Here is a 17,583-nt window from a genome sequence, read left to right on the forward strand (position 1 = left end):
CGAGCAGGACGGCGAGGAAGGCGAAGACCAGGCCGCCCGTGGCGAGCAGCAGGGCAGCGGTGACCGCCGCCGCCGGCGCGGTCGCCGCGGCGGGCGCCGTCGGCGCGGTGGCGCAGAGGAAGGTCTTGCCGGCTCCATCGGCGACGAGCTCGGCGCCAATCAGCCCTCGGAAGCTGCCGAGGCGGTTGCCGATTTCGACAGCCCCGGCAACGAGGCAGCGCCCTCGATTGCGCAGGCCGAGCACACCTCCGAGCCGCAGGCCGCGCAGCCTGAACCGCGCACCGACTCGCCGGCCGAGGTGCTGGCCCAGCCGGAGCCGGCTCCTGTCGCTACGACCGTGGCGCCGGAAGAGGAGCCCGCCGACGACAAGTCAGCACGACGCCGCTCCACGGTCCGCGAAAAGGTGAGCTTCCTGCTCAACAGCCAGCCCGAGCCCGTGACGCCGGTTGCGCAGGCGACCGAACCGGTTGCGGCGCCCGCGCCGGCAGCTGAGCCCGCACCGGAAGCGGCCGAGGAAAGGCCGCCCGCCCCGCGCCGTGCCGGCTGGTGGTCGCGCCGCTTCGGCGGCGGCGAATAACGCCGAACATCCAACGCAGAACGCCCGGCACAGCCGGGCGTTTTTGTTTCGGCGCCGCCCTTGCTCGCACGTTAGCTGCATCAGTGCGCTGTCGAGACAGACGCCGTCGATGTGCTAAGTCGTTTTCAGGATTTGAAAGGGGACCGGCAGTGTCAGAGCTTTGCGATTCCAGCGCCGTTGAATTGCGCCGCCTGCTCGCCAGCCGGGCGATCTCGCCTGTCGAACTGCTCGACGCTTGCCTGTCCCGCATCGCCACCATCAATCCCGCCGTCAACGCCGTCGTGACGCTGGACGAACAGGGCGCGCGCGCCGCCGCCAAGGAAGCCGAGGCGGCGATCCTGCGCGGCGAGGATCGCGGCGCCCTGCATGGGCTCCCGGTGCTCATCAAGGACACCCAGGACACCGCGGGGATGCGTTCCACCTATGGCAGCCCGTTGCTCAAGGACAACGTTCCGGCCGCCGACCAGGGCTCGGTGGCGCGGCTCCGTGCGGCCGGCGCCATCATCTTCGGCAAGACCAACACGCCGGAATGGGCAGCGGGCGGCAACACCCGCAATCCCGTGTTCGGCGCGACCGGCAATCCCTTCGATCCCATGCGCTCGGCGGCCGGCTCCTCCGGCGGTTCGGCGGTGGCGCTCGCCTGCGGCATGGCTCCGCTCGCCTCCGGCTCGGACACCGGCGGCTCCCTGCGCAATCCGGCAGGCTTCGCCGGCATCGTCGGCATGCGTCCGTCCTACGGTCTGGTACCGAGCGAAAAGCGCATCTTCGGATGGTCGAACCTGTCGACCGACGGACCGATGGCGCGCAACGTCGCCGACACCGCGCTGATGCTGTCGGTGATGGCGAGCGACGATGCGCGCGATCCGCTCGCCTATACGCTGCCGGGCGAGGCCTTGCGCGGCCGCGCGGAGCGTTGGGCCGCGCCGCGCCCCGCCGAGCTGGGCAAGCTGCGCCTCGCCTTCACCGAGGATTTCGGCTTCGCGCCGACCGAGCAGGCCATTCGCCGCGTGTTCCGCGATCGCGTCTCGCGGCTTGCGCCGCTGTTCGCCGCATCCCGCGAGGCGACGCCGGACTGCTCCGGCGCCGACGATGCGTTCGCCGTGTTACGCGCGGGCATGTTCCTGGCGACGCACGGCAAGAATTATAAAGCACGTCCCGAGATGCTCGGTCCCAACGTCCGCGCCAATGTCGAGGAAGGGCTCGGCTACACGCTCGAGGACCATGCAAGGGCCGCAACGATACAGACGCGGATCTATCGCGCCTGGCAGGGCTTCTTCGAAACCTGCGACGTGCTGATCAGCCCGACCATCACGCTGAGCCCGCGCCCCTGGTCGGAACTCTATCCCGCCGAGATCGACGGCGTGCCGACCAAGTCGTACTTCCACTGGCTCGCGCTCGCTTATGCGGTCACCCTGCCCGGCCACCCCGCCGTCAGCATTCCGCTCGGCCTCGACGAAGCCGGCCTGCCCTTCGGCCTGCAGATCGTCGGCCCGCGCGGCGGCGACGCCATCGTGCTCTCGGTGGCCGCCAGCATCGAGGCGGCGTTCACGAACGATGCACAGCTGTGCCGGCCCGTGCCCGACCTGGCACGGCTCGCCGCAGCGCCGCCTCTATCGTCGGCTCCCGGCTTCCTTATTTGGGAATGACCCGGTCCGACAGGAGATTCTGCCAATGCAAAGCGTGATCGTTCTCGGCGGCGGCATGATCGGCGTCAGCGCGGCGCTGCACCTGCGCAAGCGCGGCTGGTCTGTCACGCTCGTCGACCGCAGGGAGCCCGGCCGCGAGACCAGCTACGGCAATGCCGGGATGATCCAGGCGGAAGCGGTCCGCCCCTACCCGATGCCGCGCGATCTCGCCACGCTCCTGAAGATCGCGACCGGCCGCACCAACGACGTGCGCTACAGCCTGTCGTCACTTCATCGCCATATCGAGCCGCTGCTGCGCTATTGGTGGCATTCGGCGCCGAAGCGCCATCGCGAGGCGAGCGAGGCCTGGGCGCGGCTGATCGCCTACGCGACGGCGGAGCACGACGTTCTCATTCGCGAAGCCCATGCCGACAATCTGATCCGCCGCGCGGGATACCGGCATCTGCATCGCGACGCCGCCTCGCTCGATCTCGCCATCAAGGCGGCGGAACAAGACCAGCGCGAGTTCGGGGTGAAGTTTCGCACGCTCACGGGGGCCGAGCTCGCCAAGGCCGAGCCGATCCTGCGCGACGATCTTCCCGGCGCGATCCATTGGCTCGACACCTGGACCGTGTCCGATCCCGGCGCCCTGGTCACGGCCTATGCCGAGCTGTTCGAGCGCCTCGGCGGCACCATCGTTCTCGGTGATGCGCAGAGCCTGCGGCAGACCGCGACCGGCTGGTCGGTCGACACGGATCAGGGGCGTCTCGACGCGCCCCACGCTGTCGTGACGCTCGGGCCGTGGTCGCCCGATCTGCTGCACAGGTTCGGCTACCGCATTCCGCTGGTGCGCAAGCGCGGCTACCACATGCATTACAGCGGCGGCGCCTCGCTCGACCTGCCTCTCGTCGACAAGGGCGGCGGCTACGCCATGGGTCCGATGGCCAAGGGCATCCGCATCACCACCGGCGCGGAATTGACCGGCATGGACGCGCTGGCGACACCGGTGCAGCTCGCCAGCGCCGAAGCCTCCGCGCGCGAATTGATCGATCTCGGCAAGCGGGTCGAGCCTGATCCGTGGTTCGGCACCCGCCCCTGCACGCCCGACATGCTGCCGGTGCTCGGCCAGGCTCCGCGACATCAGGGGCTTTGGATGAATTTCGGTCACGGCCACCAGGGCTTTACGCTGGGACCCGCGACCGGAAGCCTGCTCGCCGAGATCATGAGCGGCGAGACGCCGGCGATCGATCCGGCGCCGTACAGGCCGGAGCGGTTTTAGCTCTCGGCCTGCGCTGTTGCTGGACAACGCCGCCGCGCGCCGATCAGTCCGTCGTGATCGCCGTCTCCATGTCGGTCGGATCGATCTCCTTGGCGAGGTTGGCGTTGAGCTTGTCGCGGTCGAGCTCGCCCTCCCACCAGGCGACGATCACGCAGGCGACGCCGTTGCCACACAGATTGGTCAGCGCGCGACACTCGCTCATGAACTTGTCGATGCCGAGCACGATCGCCATGCCCGGCACGAGCCGCGGATCGACCACGGCGAGCGTCGCCGCCAGCGTAATGAAGCCCGCACCGGTGATGCCGGAAGCGCCCTTCGAGGTCAGCATCGCCACGACCAGGATCGTGGCCTGCTGGCTGAAGCTCAGATCGTAGCCGAGCGCCTGGGCGATAAAGAGCGTAGCAAGCGTCATGTAGATGTTGGTGCCGTCGAGATTGAACGAGTACCCGGTTGGCACCACGAGACCGACCACCGATTTGGAGCAGCCGAGCCGCTCCAGCTTCTCCATCAAGGATGGCAGCGCGCTTTCCGAGGACGACGTGCCGAGCACGATCAGCAGTTCGTCCTTGATGTAGGCCAGGAACTTGAAGATCGAGAACCCGGCCATGCGCGCGATGAGGCCGAGCACGACGAAAACGAACAGCGCCGCGGTGACGTAGAAGGTCGCGATCAGGCCGACGAGGTTGAGGATCGCGCCAGTGCCGAACTTGCCGATCGTGTAGGCCATCGCGCCGAATGCGCCGATCGGCGCTGCGCGCATCACGATCGAGATGACGCCGAACACGGCATGGGCGGCGTCGTCGATGAAGCTGCGGATGGTGTGGCCGCGCTCGCCGAGGCTCATGAGCGCGAAGCCGAACAGCACCGAGAACAGCAATACCTGCAGGATCTCGCCTTGCGCGAAGGCGCCGACCACGGTGTCCGGAATGATGTGCAGCACGAAGTCGACGGACTTCTGGCCGGCGGCCTGCTTGGCGTAATTGGCGACGGCCGCCTCGTTTGCTGCGCCGCTGCCGAAGCCCGCGCCCGGCTTCACCAGATTGCCGATGACAAGTCCGATCACCAGCGCGAAGGTCGAGACGACCTCGAAATAGACCAGCGCCTTGACGCCGATGCGGCCGACCTTCTTGGCGTCCTGGATGTGAGCGATGCCCGAGACCACGGTGCAGAAGATGATCGGGGCGATCACCATCTTGATCAGCTTGATGAAGCCGTCGCCCATCGCCTTGATCCAGTCGTTGGTCGCGAACGACGGCCACAGCCAACCGACGATGGCGCCGAGCACGATGGCGATCAGCACCTGCACGTAGAGGACCTTGTACCACGGCTTGGCGGCGGGCGGCGCGACCGGCGCCCCCGTCATCGTTGTCGTCGTCATCGTTTCACTCCCCTCAAAGACTCGGGCCAGCCAAGATCAACTTGGCCGGCCCTGTCAATTCAAACTGCTGGTTGTATCGCTCTTTACCCGCGGCGATCGACGATGCGGCGTGCTGCCGGCATCAACGCCGCGCCGAGCGCGTTCTTGACCAGCGAGCCCGCGATGAACGGAGCGATGCCGACCTGCCAGGCCTTCGCGGCGCCGAGACCGAGACCAAAGGCCAGCCAGCCAAACCCGGCAGCGAGAATGACGGCATGGCCAACGGCCATTGCCGCAAACAGCAGCACCACGCTGCGATCCCAGCCGCGCTCGGCGAGCCAACCGGTCACGAAGGCTGCCACAACGAAACCGAACAGATAGCCCGCGGTCGGCCCGACCAGCGGCGCGATCCCACCCACCGGGCCGGCAAACACCGGCAGCCCGAGCGCGCCCTCCGCGAGGTAGGCAATCATGGTTGCGCTGCCAAGGCGCCAGCCATAGGCGGCACCGATCATCAGCACCACCAGCGTCTGCAACGTCATGGGCACGTAAGGCAGCGGCAGGTTCACCTTCGCCGATAGCGTCATCAGCGCCGTGCCGAGCGCGATCAGCACGATCGCGCGCAGCGCACCAACGGTTTCGCCCGGTCGGGTCGGCCACATCAAGGCGGCGAGAGGTGAATGCGAAGCGGCGGCAGACGGGGCAGATCGGTCGGACAAGTTGAACTCCAGAAGGCTGTCGAAAACTGGCGGCTATTTAAGCCAGTGAGCGATCCGGTCAACTGCCTCCCGCATCTCTTCAGGCGAACGTGCGTAGGAAAATCGGACGAAGGAGCGTCCATGGATCGGATCGAAATCGAGGCCGGGCGTCGCCGCAACATGGGCCTCTTCCAGCATCTGCTTGGCAAATTCGAAACTGTCGGAGGTGAAGTCCGAGACGTCGGCATAGAGATAGAATGCACCATCCGCCGGCAGGAACTTGCTGAGCCCGGCCTTCGGCAATCCCTCGATCAAAATGCGCCGGTTTTCCTGATAGCCGTGCTTGATCTCCTCCATCTCGGCCGCGCCGTCGAAGGCCGCCTCTGCCGCGATTTGCGACAGTGACGGCACCGAGATCGAGAGGTTCTGCTGGAGCCGCTCGATCGGCCGCACCAGGATTTCGGGCACGACCATCCAGCCGACGCGCCAGCCCGTCATGCAAAAATATTTCGAGAACGAGTTGATCACGAGTGCGTGGTCCGACAGCGCGGCTGCCGTCACCGCGGGAAACGCGTAGTCGAGCCCGTGATAGATCTCGTCCGAGATGAAGCGGATGCCGGCATCCTCCGCCGCGGTGATGAGTCCCGCGAGCGCCTCGCGGGACATCATGGTCCCCGTCGGATTGGCGGGGCTGCCGACCAGCACGCCCTTCAGCGGCGCCTTGCGATGGGCTGCAAGCAGCGCCTCGCCGGTGAGCGCATGGCGCGTCTCGTGCGTGGTCTCGATCAGCACCGGCTCGCAGCCGAGCGCGGTGAGGATATGGCGGTATGGCGGATAGCCGGGCACCGTCACGGCGACGCGATCGCCCGGCTCGAACATCGACAGGAACGCGAGGATGAATCCGCCCGAGGACCCGGTGGTCACCACGATCCGCTCGGGATTGACCTCGCAGCCATGGGCCGCGCGATAATGCCGGGCGATGCGCTGGCGCAGCGAGGGAATGCCGAGCGCCGAGGTGTAGTCGATCCGCCCCGCCTCGAGCGCGGCATGGGCGGCCGCGATCGCGGTCCTGGGCGCGCCGGCCGCGGGCTGGCCGACCTCCATGTGGATGACATGGCCGCCGGCGGCCTCGATTCGGGCCGCCGCGGCCATCACGTCCATCACCATGAACGGGGGAACATCGCTGCGGCGGGAGGGATCGAGCCACTGCCCCAACCGGTTCCTCAATGTCGCATCGTGCATCGGTTTCTGCTATTTCGCTGGCGAACCGGTCCGGCCGGCCGGGAAAACGGGGGCCCTTGCGCCCCAGACTAGCCGCATTGTACGGCTCTTAAGGAGTACGGCGCATAGGGGGCCCCAAGGGCATATCGCGTATCCGGTCCGCCGCCAATCGCCAAAACCGATCACTGAACTGCTCGACCAAGACCGTTTGACCCAGACCGTTTGATGTTGCTCCAGACCGCATTGCGCAAGAAGGCCTCTGTCCTTACCGCCCTCGTCACGGCTGCGGCGATCGTGCTGACGCCGTTCTCTGCCGTGCGCGCGCAAGCCAAGGGGCCGCCGGTCCTGCGCGACACCGAAACCGAGCAGCTGCTGCGCGACTATACCCGCCCCATCCTGCGCGTCGCCGGCCTGGAGAAGCACAACATCCAGATGGTGATCATCAACGACGGCTCGTTCAACGCGTTCGTCGCGGACGGCCGTCGCATCTTCGTCAATTGGGGCGCGCTGCTACAGTCTGAGACGCCGAACCAGATCATCGGCGTGCTCGCGCACGAGACCGGGCATCTGGCGGGCGGCCATCTGTCCAAGCTGCGCGAGCAGCTCGCCACCGCCCAGACCCAGATGATCATCGCGATGCTGCTCGGCGCCGGCGCGATCGCAGCCGGTAGCACCCAGCGCAGCAGCGCCGGCAACAACGGCCTTGCCAATGCCGGCGCGGCCGCGCTCTCGGCTCCGCAGGAAGTGATCCGCCGTACGCTGTTGTCCTATCAGCGCCAGCAGGAGGAGAACGCCGACCGTGCTGGCGTGAAATTCCTGACCGCGACGGCACAATCGCCCAAGGGCATGTACGAGACCTTCAAGCGCTTCACCAGCGAGAGCCTGTTCGCTGCGCGCGGCGCCGATCCCTACCTCCAGTCGCACCCGATGCCAGCCGAGCGCGTCGCCGCGCTTCAGGAGTTCGCGAGCTCCAGCCCCTATTGGGACAAAAAGGACGATCCCGCGCTCCAGCTCCGCCACGACATGGTGCGCGCCAAAATCTCCGCCTTCATGGAGCGGCCGGAGACGGTGTATCGCCGCTATCCTCAGACCAACGACAGCATGCCGGCGCGCTATGCACGCGCCATCAGCACCTATCTGCACGGAGACTTGCGCAGCGCCCTCGCCCAGATCGACGCGCTGATCCAGGTCCAGCCGAACAACCCGTACTTCTATGAGGTGCGCGGCCAGGCCTTGCTGGAGAGCGGCAAGGCGGCCGAGGCCATCGCTCCCCTGCGTAAGGCGGCTCAGCTGTCGAACAATGCCCCCCTCATCGAGATGTTACTTGGGCAGGCTCTGGTTGGAACCGATAATAAGGCCTACACCGACGACGCCGTTCGGATTCTCCGCGCCGCGGTGGCACGAGAGCCCGAGGCCGTGCTCGGCTATACCCAGCTCGCGATGGCCTATGGCCGGAAGGGAGACTATGCCGAGGCGGATCTCGCATCCGCGCAGGCCGCCTATTTGCGCGGCGACAACAAGACCGCCCGCGAGCTCGCCACGCGCGCGAAAACCCGTTTCGCCGTCGGCACGCCCGGATGGGTCAAGGCCGACGACATCGTGGCATCCAAGCCGCCACGTAACTGACGCAACGCAAACGACGCCCGACCCCACGACGTCACGACATCGCGCTTTGAGTCCGGGACGTTTCATCGAAACCTGCTTTGGATAAGAGGATTTTGCCCATGCCTTCGCTGCGCCTGCTTGCTCCCGCGCTGTTCGCGCTCGCCATGTTCGGCGTACCCGCGCCTGCGTCGGCCGACAGCTTCTCCGACACGCAGCGCACCGAGATCCAGAAGATCATCAAGAACTATCTCGTCAGCCATCCCGAGGTGCTCGAGGAGGCCATGGCCGAGCTCAGCAAGCGCCAGGCCGCAGCCGAGACGCAGAAGTACGAGGCCAGCATCGCGCAGAATGCCGACGCGATCTTCAACTCGCCGCGCCAGGTCGTGCTCGGCAACAAGGACGGCGACGTCACCTTCGTCGAGTTCTTCGACTACAATTGCGGCTACTGCAAGCGCGCGATGGACGACATGCTCACCATCATGAAGGGCGATCCGAAGCTGAAGGTCGTGCTGAAGGAGTTTCCCGTGCTGAGCCAGGGCTCGGTCGAGGCGGCGCAGGTCGCGGTTGCCGTGCGCATGCAGGATCCCACCGGCAAGAAATATCTCGACTTCCATCAGAAGCTGCTCAGCGGTCGCGGCGCCGCGGACAAGGCGCGTGCGATTCAGGCAGCCAAGGAGGCCGGCCTCGACACCGCCAAGATCGAAAAGGACATCGCCAGCCCTGAAGTGCGCGCCACGATCGAGGAGAACTTCAAGCTCGCCGAAGCGATGGGCATGAATGGCACGCCGAGCTACGTGATCGGCAAGCAGATCGTGATCGGTGCCGTCGGCGTCGAAGCCCTCAAGGAAAAGATCGGCATGGCCCGCTGCGGCAAAGCGGCCTGCTGATCGCACATTTTACGAGATTGGAGACGCGAGAAGGCCGGCTGAAAAAGCCGGCCTTTTTTGCGCTAGACGTTGGCGTCATCGTGCAAAGTCATTCATCTGGCATTCAACAAACAAATGCCGCGGAACAGGCGAAGTTCCGGAACAACTGAAATCTCCTTTCGTTGTTGGCGCGGGCAATGACGCGATAAACACGTGAGGAGAATTTCGATGTTGAACCGCTTTATGATCTCGGTTGCCGCAGTCGCACTCGTCGCGGGCACCGGTCTGGCGAACGCACAGGGCACCACGGGCCGCGACAGCGGCGGCGGCGCCGGTGGCGCGCAGACGCAGCACTCGCAGCCCTCCGGCGGAGCCGCCGAGCGCGGCGGCTCGATGGGCCGCGATTCCATGAGTAAGGACAAGGGCACCGTCGGCCAGGCCGGCGGCTCCAGCCGCACGTCCGAAGACAAGTCCGGCGCGATGAAGGATGAGCGATCCTCCGGCGGCGCGATGAACAAGAACGCCGACGACAAGGCCGGCACCAAGGGCCAGCGCACCGACGACCGCGCGCAGGGCCAGATGGACAAGTCCCAACAAGACAAGTCCAAGAGCATGAGCCAGGACACCAGCAAGGACTCGACGAAGTCCGGCAAGGACCAGAAGGACATGAAGGCTGAGGGCAGCAAGAGCGGCACCTCGACCAACAATGCCGAGACCCGACAGGGCACCGGCACGAGCACCAACCAGAATGCTCAGGGCCAGACCGGCACCGGCACGAACCAGAACGCGCAGGGTCAGAGCTCGACCTCGACCACGGTCGGCCAGGCCGGCGCCGCTGGCAAGCTCTCGACCGAGCAGCGGACGCAGATCACGTCAGTGATCCGCGAGGAGCGCGTGGCCCCAGTGACCAACGTGAACTTCTCGATCTCGGTCGGCACCCGCGTGCCGCGCGAGGGCATTACCTTCCACACCTTGCCGTCGCGGGTCGTGTCGATCTATCCGGAGTGGCGAACCTACAAGTACATCCTGGTCAAGGAAGAGATCGTGATCATCAATCCGGACACCTACGAGATCGTGGCAGTCCTGAACGTCTAAGGCCGGATCACCGGCAACCGCATGGGGCGGGCAGCGATGCCCGCCCCTTTGCGTTCGGCCGGCAGCCACGCTTTGCGCTGGTTAACAAGCAATTTCCGTAGCTTCCGCACAGGTTTTTGCGCACTGGATGAGGCCCTTGAAGCCCTCCGGGAGGTCCTTCAAGGCTTCCCCTCACGCGGTTTGTTACCTATAACCCGCCACGCCGAAGCACCTCTTCCGGGATTGGAATGGCTGAACCTGCAACCGACACGATCCTCGTCCTGAACGGGCCGAACCTCAACATGCTGGGGACGCGCGAGCCCGAGAAATATGGCCATGCGACGTTGGCCGACGTCGAGGCGCTATGCCGCGAGAGCGCGGCGACCTTCGGCCTCAAGGCCGACTGCCGGCAATCCAACCGCGAAGGCGAGCTGATCGATTTCATCCACGAGGCGCATGGGCGCAAGATGAAGGGCATCATCATCAATGCCGGCGGTTATTCCCACACCTCGATCGCGCTCCATGATGCGCTGCTCGCGGTGCAGATACCCACCGTCGAAGTCCACGTGACCAACATCCACGCCCGCGAGAGCTTCCGTCATCATTCCTACACCGCGCGCGCGGCCTTCGCCTCCTTGTGTGGCTTCGGCATCGAGGGCTACCGCCTCGCCATCCAGGGCCTTGCCGCCAAGCTCGGCATCAAGCCCAAAGCCTGACGCTCCCCTCCAACAGAACATTCGGATCAAACAACATGGCGCGCCAGCCAGACGACAAAGCAGCCGCAAAGTTCTCCAGCGAGGATTCCGCGCTCGTCCGCGAGCTCGCACTGCTGCTCGATGAAACCAGCCTCACCGAGATCGAGATCGAACGGGCGGGCCTGCGCCTGCGCGTCGCCCGCAACATCAGCGTGGCCGCGACCATGCCGATGCCGATGGCGGCCGCTTCCGCCGCCTTGCCGGTGGCAGCAAGCCCCGCCGCGCCCGCAGCGGCGGCCGATCTGTCGAAGCATCCCGGCGCCGTGACCTCGCCGATGGTCGGCACCGCCTATTGGGCGCCGGAGCCGGGCGCAAAACCGTTCATCGATGTCGGAGCCAAGGTCTCGGTCGGCCAGACGCTGCTGATCATCGAGGCCATGAAGACGATGAACCAGATTCCGTCGCCGCGCGCCGGCACGGTGACGCAGATCCTGGTCGAGGACGGCCAGCCGGTCGAGTACGGCGAGCCGCTGGTGATTATTGAGTAAGCGCATGGGGAACAGCGAATAGCGAATGGTCCACCCCTTCCCTACTCGCCATTCGCCACTCGCCATTCGCGACAGGACACCATGTTCGACAAGATCCTCATAGCCAATCGCGGCGAGATCGCCCTTCGCATCCTCCGGGCCTGCAAGGAGCTCGGGATCGCGACGGTCGCCGTGCACTCCACCGCCGACGCCGACGCCATGCATGTGCGTCTGTCGGATGAGAGCGTCTGCATCGGGCCGCCGCCGTCCAAGGACAGCTATCTCAACGTGCCCGCGCTGCTCGCGGCCTGCGAGATCACGGGCGCGGATGCGGTCCATCCCGGCTACGGCTTCCTGTCCGAAAACGCTCGCTTTGCCGAGATTCTCGGGGAGCACAATCTGCATTTCATCGGCCCGAAGGCCGAGCACATCCGCCTGATGGGCGACAAGATCGAGGCCAAGAAGACCGCCAAGCGCCTTGGTATCCCCGTCGTGCCCGGCTCCGACGGCGCCGTCGGCCCCGATGACGACGCGATGACGATCGCGAAGAAGATCGGCTTCCCCGTGCTGGTGAAGGCGGCGGCCGGCGGCGGTGGCCGCGGCATGAAGGTCGCCCACAGCGAGGCGGACCTGCAGGTGGCGCTGTCGACGGCGGCCAACGAGGCCAAATCCGCCTTCGGCGATGCCTCGGTCTACCTCGAAAAATACCTCCAGAAGCCGCGCCACATCGAGATCCAGATCCTCGGTGACGGCCGCGGCGGCGCCATCCATCTCGGCGAGCGCGACTGCTCGCTGCAACGCCGCCACCAGAAGGTCTGGGAAGAAGGCCCCTCGCCCGTCCTCGCCGCCGCCGCGCGCGCGAGGATCGGCGAGACCTGCGCCAAGGCGATGCGCGAGATGAAATATCTCGGCGTCGGCACCATCGAATTCCTGTTCGAGGACGGCGAGTTCTACTTCATCGAGATGAACACGCGCATCCAGGTCGAGCATCCCGTCACCGAGAGCATCACCGACATCGACCTCGTGCTGGAGCAGATCCGCATCGCCGCCGGCGGAGATCTGCCGGCGAAACAGGAAGAAGTTCAGATTATCGGCCACGCCATCGAGTGCCGTATCAACGCCGAGAATCCGCAAACATTTCGGCCCTCGCCGGGTCGCATCACGCAATATCACCCGCCCGGCGGCCTCGGCGTCCGCATCGATTCCGCGGTCTATCAGGGCTACACGATCCCGCCCTATTACGACTCGCTGGTCGGCAAGCTGATCGTCCACGGCAAGACCCGGACCGAATGCCTGATGCGGCTGCGCCGGGCGCTGGACGAGATGGTGGTGGACGGCATCGAAACCACGCTGCCGCTGTTCCGCGACCTGGTACGGCAGGACGACATCATCAACGGCGACTATCACATCCACTGGCTGGAACAATACCTGGCCGGCAAGTCGGAACCCGCCCCGAGATAATCTGCCCTTCCCGTGGAACCCTTTGGCTTCGATCGCGTTCTGGACGGTTGGGGCCAGTTCCAAGGGGGCGTTTTGAATTCCGCTGAACGTAGACAGGTTCGTCGTGACCGCTGAAAGCCATCGGCGGCGCAGATTCTGGCAGATCCTGCTGCTTTCAGCGGGCCTTTTGGTGCTGACTGTGATCAGCGCCGGCTCCGTCTACCTCGTCAACAAAGCGCGGGAGGACAACAAATGGGTGGTTCACACCATCGAGGTGGAGAACCAGATCCACGCGCTGCTCCTCGAGGTGCGCCGCGCGGAGAGCGCCGCGCGCGGCTATCTCCTGACGCAGGGAGCGGATTTCAAGGCCGATCATGATAAGGCCGTGACGGCCATCATCCCGGCACTTGATCGGCTGACGCGTCTGTCCGGCGACAATCCGGGGCAGCGTGCAAATATCGAGAAGTTAAGCGCCTCGATCGAAACCCGGCTCGGTCAGTTTGCGCAGGAAATGGATTTCATCGCCAATGGTCAGCCGGAAAAGGCCACAGCGCTGGTCCGCGAGGTCGCCTCCACCGACGCCACCGCCGCGATCGCCAGGGTCGCGACCGCAATGCTCCAGGAGGAGGAGCGCCTGTTCCGCCTCCGCACGGCCAATGCCGACCGCAGCCAGACCTTTGCCGCCTCGATGACGGGCATCGGCTCCGGCCTCGTCGTGGTGCTGGCGCTGATCTCGATCTGGCTGGTGCGGCGCTCGGCCCGCGCCCGCGACGAGGCCGAAACGCGCCTGCGCGAAGCCTATGCCAACCTCGAGTCCGTCGTCGATGAGCGCACGGCGGACCTGCGCGAGGCCAATGACGAGATTCAGCGCTTTGCCTATATCGTCAGCCACGACCTGCGCTCGCCGCTCGTCAACATCATGGGCTTCACCAGCGAACTCGATGAGCTCAGGGGCGATATCTTTCGCCGCATCGGCAACCTCGCCCACGTCCCTGCGGACGGTGCGCCGCTGGCACCCGCAGCGCCTGGCGAGATCGCGCTCGAAGGCGCGGACAAGCAGCTCCAGGAAGATTTCTCCGAAGCGCTCGGCTTCATCAAATCATCCATCGCCAAGATGGATCGGCTGATATCGGCCATCCTCAACCTCACCCGAGAGGGCCGCCGCGAATTCCAGCCGGCGAAGATCGACACGACCGAGCTGATCGAGGCGATCGTGTCGACGGTGGCGCACCAGGCCGCCGAGGCGCAGGCCGAGATTCACCTCGAACCCCTGCCGAACCTCGTGAGCGACCGCCTCGCCCTCGAGCAGATCTTCTCCAACCTGATCGACAACGCGATCAAGTATTTGAAGAGCGGCGTGCCCGGCGAGATCAGAATCCGCGGGCGCACCAAGCTTGGTTATGCCATCTTCGAGATCAGCGATAATGGCCGCGGCATCGACCCGAAGGACCACCAGCGGATATTCGACCTGTTCCGCCGCGCGGGAACCCAGGATAAGCCCGGTCAGGGCATCGGTCTTGCGCATGTTCGTGCACTTGTGCGTCGCCTCGGCGGCACCATGTCGGTATCATCGGAACTGAACGCAGGCAGCACCTTCACCATCACGCTGCCGATCGCCTGGAACGCGAGCAACCGGAATAGAGAGCGATGACCCAGCCTGTCAGCATCATCATGATCGAGGACGACGAGGGCCATGCCCGCCTGATCGAGCGCAACATCCGGCGGTCCGGCGTCAACAACGAGATCGTCTCCTTCAAGAACGGCACCGATGCGATGACGCACCTGTTCGGGGCCGACGGCTCCGGGCTCGTGCAAAAGGGCAATGCGCTCCTGATCCTGCTTGACCTCAACCTCCCCGACATGACCGGGATCGACATCCTGAAGCAGATCAAGGAGAACAAATATCTGAAGGCCTCGCCCGTGGTGGTGCTGACCACCACAGACGATTCCCAGGAGATCAAGCGCTGCTACGAGCTCGGCTGCAACGTCTACATCACCAAGCCGGTCAACTACGAGAATTTCGCCAATGCCATCCGGCAGCTCGGCCTGTTCTTCTCTGTCATCCAGGTTCCGCCCGCCGCCACATGAACCAGCACATCCCGACACTGCTCTACATCGACGACGACGACGCGCTTGCGCGCCTGGTCGATCGCGGCCTGACGCGGCGCGGTTACCGGGTCGTCCATGCCGCGAGCGGTGAGGAAGGTCTCGAGCGCATCCGCCGCGCCGGCGCCGAAGGCGGCATCGATGTCGTGGCGCTCGATCAGTACATGCCGGGCCTCGACGGGCTGGAGACGCTCGAGCAGATCATGGCGATCCCGGACGCGCCGCCCGTCGTGTTCGTCACGGCGTCGCAGGATTCCAGCATCGCCGTCACCGCACTGAAGGCCGGAGCGGCCGATTATCTGGTCAAGGACGTCCAGGGCGATTTCATCCCGCTGCTCCACGTCGCCGCCGAAGGCGCGCTGCGCCAAGCCGAATTGCAGAGGGCGCGCGAGGAAGCCGAGGCCGAGATCCACGCCTCGCGCGACCGCTACGCCGCGCTCGCCGCCGAGCGCGAGCTCCTGCTGCGCGAGGTCAATCATCGCGTCGGCAATTCGCTCCAGATCATCGCCTCGCTGCTGCACCTTCAGGCGAGCTCCGCCGCGCAGGACGAGGTCAAGGCGGCGCTGACCAATGCGATGGGGCGCGTCGCTGCGGTCGCGCAGGTGCACCGCCGCCTCTATACCTCGCAGGACCTGAAGAGCGTGGTCCTGAACCAGTATCTGGACTCCCTGCTCGAGGATCTCCGCCGCTCGGCCGAAGGCAACCGCATGTCGCGCCTGACGCTGAAGGCCGAGCCGATCGAGATCGATCCGGACCGCGCGGTCGCCGTCGGCATCATCGTCAACGAACTGGTGATGAACGCGGTGAAATACGCCTATCCCGATGGCGCCGGCCCGATCCATGTCGAGCTGATCTCGCGGGGCGACGATCTCCTGCTGTCGATCACCGACGACGGCGTGGGCGACAACGTCAAGGCCGATCCGCGCTCCACCGGCATGGGCCAGCGTATCGTCGCGGCGATGGCCTCAAAGCTCGACGCCTCCGTCGAGCGCGACTCCGCCCACAGCGGAACCCGCATCGTGCTGAAGTTCCAGCGCGTGCCGCCGGCGCCCGGCAAGAGCAACCACGCGGCCGCAGGCTGACGCCGTCTCCGCCGCACCACCCATCGCAACGGCCTCGCGATCCTGCTATGGTCGCATGTCATGAATTCGCGCGACTCTGCTTCGTCTGAAATCACGCCGGCCGTGCTGCTGCGCGCCTATGCCTGCGGCATCTTCCCGATGGCGGAGAGCGCCGACGATCCGACCCTGTTCTGGGTCGAGCCGGAGCTGCGCGGCGTCATCCCGCTGGACGGCTTTCGCATCGCCTCGCGGCTCGCCCGCACGGTGCGCTCGGATACCTTCCGCATCACCGTCAACCAAGCGTTCAAGGCGACGATCGCTGGCTGCGCCATGCCGCAGGCCGGGCGCGAGGACACCTGGATCAACAAGCGCATCCGCGACCTCTATGGCGGCCTGTTCGAGCTCGGCCATTGCCACAGCGTCGAGGTCTGGCAGGGTGACGACCTCGTCGGCGGGCTCTACGGCGTGAGCTTAGGTCGCGCCTTCTTCGGCGAGAGCATGTTCCACACCGCCCGCGATGCCTCGAAGGTCGCGCTGGTGCATCTGGTCGCGCGGCTCATTGAGGGCGGCTTCGAGCTGCTCGACACGCAATATGTCACCGAGCATCTGAAGAGTTTTGGCGCGGTCGAGATTTCGCGGCGGCGCTACACAGCTCTGCTGGACAAGGCGCTCGCCGGCGAGCCCGGCGATTTCCTGAGGCTCTCCCCTGGCGAGGCGATCCCGGGCGCGCGCGCGCTCGAGATCATCGCCTCCCGACAATGATCACTGATCTTACCGGCTGAAGCCGGGGAAATTGAACAGGCCCGGCTGCTGCTGTGGTGGCGGCGGCGGTGGCGGAGCCGGTTGCTGCTGCGGCGGTGGCGGCAAAGGCTGCGGCGGACGCTGCTGTGTAGCCTGCTTGGGCGCGGCTTTCTTTTGCGCGGGCGGCGGCGGAGCCGGCTTGGCCGCGGGATCCGGCGCTGCGGTCGCAACGGTCTGCTGCGGCTCTTTGCAGTCGGTGAGCCAGATGTCGTAGATCGGATGCTCGACGCCGTGCAAGCCGGGGCTCGCGGCATACATCCAGCCCGAGAAGATGCGCTTCACCTCGCCCTGCAAGGTGATCTCGTCGACCTCGACGAACGCGTCGGTGTTGGCGGCCTCCGTGGCCGGCCGCGTATAGCAGGCGTTGGTCTTGACCCTGAGCGCGCCGAACTGGACGGTCTCGCCGATCTCCTCGTCGAAATTGATGATGCGCCCGGTGATCTTGTCGAGACCTGAGAAGGTCGCCTTCTTGTTCACGATCTTCTGGGCCGGCGGCTCGGTCACGACCTCGTCGCCCGGCTGCAGGCTCGCCGGCGCCTGCGGCACCGTGCCCGGCGCCCCCTTCTGCTGGGGCTGGCGCTGACCGGGCGCACCTTGTGGGCTGGGAGGCGCGATCGCCGCGGAGGGCGGCTGGTTCGGCGGCGCGACGCT

General features: G+C 66.0%; 16 protein-coding genes and 1 pseudogene. 13 read left to right on the forward strand and 4 right to left on the reverse strand.

Features of this window, described 5'->3' with window-relative positions:
• From SE91_RS16100 to SE91_RS16110, 3 genes and pseudogenes are all read left to right on the forward strand, one after another.
• Positions 1–577, forward strand: a pseudogene (locus SE91_RS16100) (ribonuclease E/G); the annotation flags it as partial.
• Between the two features lie 149 nt (positions 578–726).
• Positions 727–2,223, forward strand: coding sequence for an amidase (locus SE91_RS16105; protein ID WP_061848260.1), 1,497 nt, complete (start codon positions 727–729; stop codon positions 2,221–2,223).
• A gap of 25 nt (positions 2,224–2,248) precedes the next feature.
• On the forward strand, positions 2,249–3,481 hold the full coding sequence (locus SE91_RS16110; protein WP_061848261.1) for an NAD(P)/FAD-dependent oxidoreductase: 1,233 nt from the start codon (positions 2,249–2,251) through the stop codon (positions 3,479–3,481).
• Between the two features lie 43 nt (positions 3,482–3,524).
• Here the strand turns inward: SE91_RS16110 and SE91_RS16115 are convergent, their stop codons facing one another.
• The 3 genes from SE91_RS16115 to SE91_RS16125 form a co-directional block, all read right to left on the reverse strand.
• The gene (locus SE91_RS16115) at positions 3,525–4,859 is read right to left on the reverse strand and encodes a dicarboxylate/amino acid:cation symporter (RefSeq protein ID WP_060735943.1); all 1,335 of its coding nucleotides are present in this window, start codon (positions 4,857–4,859) and stop codon (positions 3,525–3,527) included.
• Positions 4,860–4,942: 83 nt separating this feature from the next.
• Entirely contained in the window at positions 4,943–5,500 is a 558-nt protein-coding gene (locus SE91_RS16120; RefSeq protein WP_008564301.1) for a biotin transporter BioY, read from the reverse strand.
• Between the two features lie 90 nt (positions 5,501–5,590).
• Positions 5,591–6,778, reverse strand: a complete 1,188-nt coding sequence (locus tag SE91_RS16125) for a pyridoxal phosphate-dependent aminotransferase (RefSeq protein WP_061848262.1) — start codon at positions 6,776–6,778, stop codon at positions 5,591–5,593.
• 204 nt (positions 6,779–6,982) lie between these two features.
• On the opposite strand from SE91_RS16125, the gene SE91_RS16130 reads away from it, so the two are divergent.
• From SE91_RS16130 to aat, 10 genes are all read left to right on the forward strand, one after another.
• Positions 6,983–8,383 (forward strand): M48 family metalloprotease, encoded by a 1,401-nt coding sequence (locus SE91_RS16130; RefSeq protein WP_061848263.1) that lies wholly within the window; start codon positions 6,983–6,985, stop codon positions 8,381–8,383.
• Between the two features lie 98 nt (positions 8,384–8,481).
• Positions 8,482–9,249, forward strand: coding sequence for a DsbA family protein (locus SE91_RS16135; RefSeq protein ID WP_061848264.1), 768 nt, complete (start codon positions 8,482–8,484; stop codon positions 9,247–9,249).
• A 207-nt stretch (positions 9,250–9,456) separates the two neighbouring features.
• The gene (locus SE91_RS16140; RefSeq protein WP_061848265.1) at positions 9,457–10,323 is read left to right on the forward strand and encodes a DUF1236 domain-containing protein; all 867 of its coding nucleotides are present in this window, start codon (positions 9,457–9,459) and stop codon (positions 10,321–10,323) included.
• Between the two features lie 227 nt (positions 10,324–10,550).
• Entirely contained in the window at positions 10,551–11,018 is a 468-nt protein-coding gene (aroQ, locus tag SE91_RS16145; protein WP_061848266.1) for a type II 3-dehydroquinate dehydratase, read from the forward strand.
• Between the two features lie 35 nt (positions 11,019–11,053).
• Positions 11,054–11,545: an acetyl-CoA carboxylase biotin carboxyl carrier protein gene (gene accB / locus SE91_RS16150; protein ID WP_008564295.1), complete on the forward strand. Its 492-nt coding sequence runs from the start codon at positions 11,054–11,056 to the stop codon at positions 11,543–11,545.
• Positions 11,546–11,626: 81 nt separating this feature from the next.
• Positions 11,627–12,985, forward strand: a complete 1,359-nt coding sequence (gene accC, locus SE91_RS16155; RefSeq protein ID WP_061848267.1) for an acetyl-CoA carboxylase biotin carboxylase subunit — start codon at positions 11,627–11,629, stop codon at positions 12,983–12,985.
• Positions 12,986–13,088: 103 nt separating this feature from the next.
• Positions 13,089–14,615, forward strand: a complete 1,527-nt coding sequence (locus tag SE91_RS16160; protein WP_061848268.1) for a sensor histidine kinase — start codon at positions 13,089–13,091, stop codon at positions 14,613–14,615.
• Positions 14,612–15,052, forward strand: coding sequence for a response regulator (locus SE91_RS16165; protein ID WP_008564273.1), 441 nt, complete (start codon positions 14,612–14,614; stop codon positions 15,050–15,052). The genes SE91_RS16160 and SE91_RS16165 overlap by 4 nt, the downstream gene beginning before the upstream one ends.
• Positions 15,049–16,152: a sensor histidine kinase gene (locus SE91_RS16170; protein ID WP_060735938.1), complete on the forward strand. Its 1,104-nt coding sequence runs from the start codon at positions 15,049–15,051 to the stop codon at positions 16,150–16,152. The genes SE91_RS16165 and SE91_RS16170 overlap by 4 nt, the downstream gene beginning before the upstream one ends.
• A gap of 60 nt (positions 16,153–16,212) precedes the next feature.
• Positions 16,213–16,893: a leucyl/phenylalanyl-tRNA--protein transferase gene (gene aat, locus SE91_RS16175; protein ID WP_061848269.1), complete on the forward strand. Its 681-nt coding sequence runs from the start codon at positions 16,213–16,215 to the stop codon at positions 16,891–16,893.
• 9 nt (positions 16,894–16,902) lie between these two features.
• On the opposite strand, the gene SE91_RS16180 is transcribed toward aat, so the two are convergent.
• The coding region (locus SE91_RS16180) for a DUF2155 domain-containing protein (RefSeq protein WP_156490010.1) at positions 16,903–17,583 on the reverse strand (681 nt) is incomplete at its 5' end.

Source organism: Bradyrhizobium sp. DOA1 (genome assembly GCF_001593325.1).
Lineage (GTDB): Bacteria > Pseudomonadota > Alphaproteobacteria > Rhizobiales > Xanthobacteraceae > Bradyrhizobium.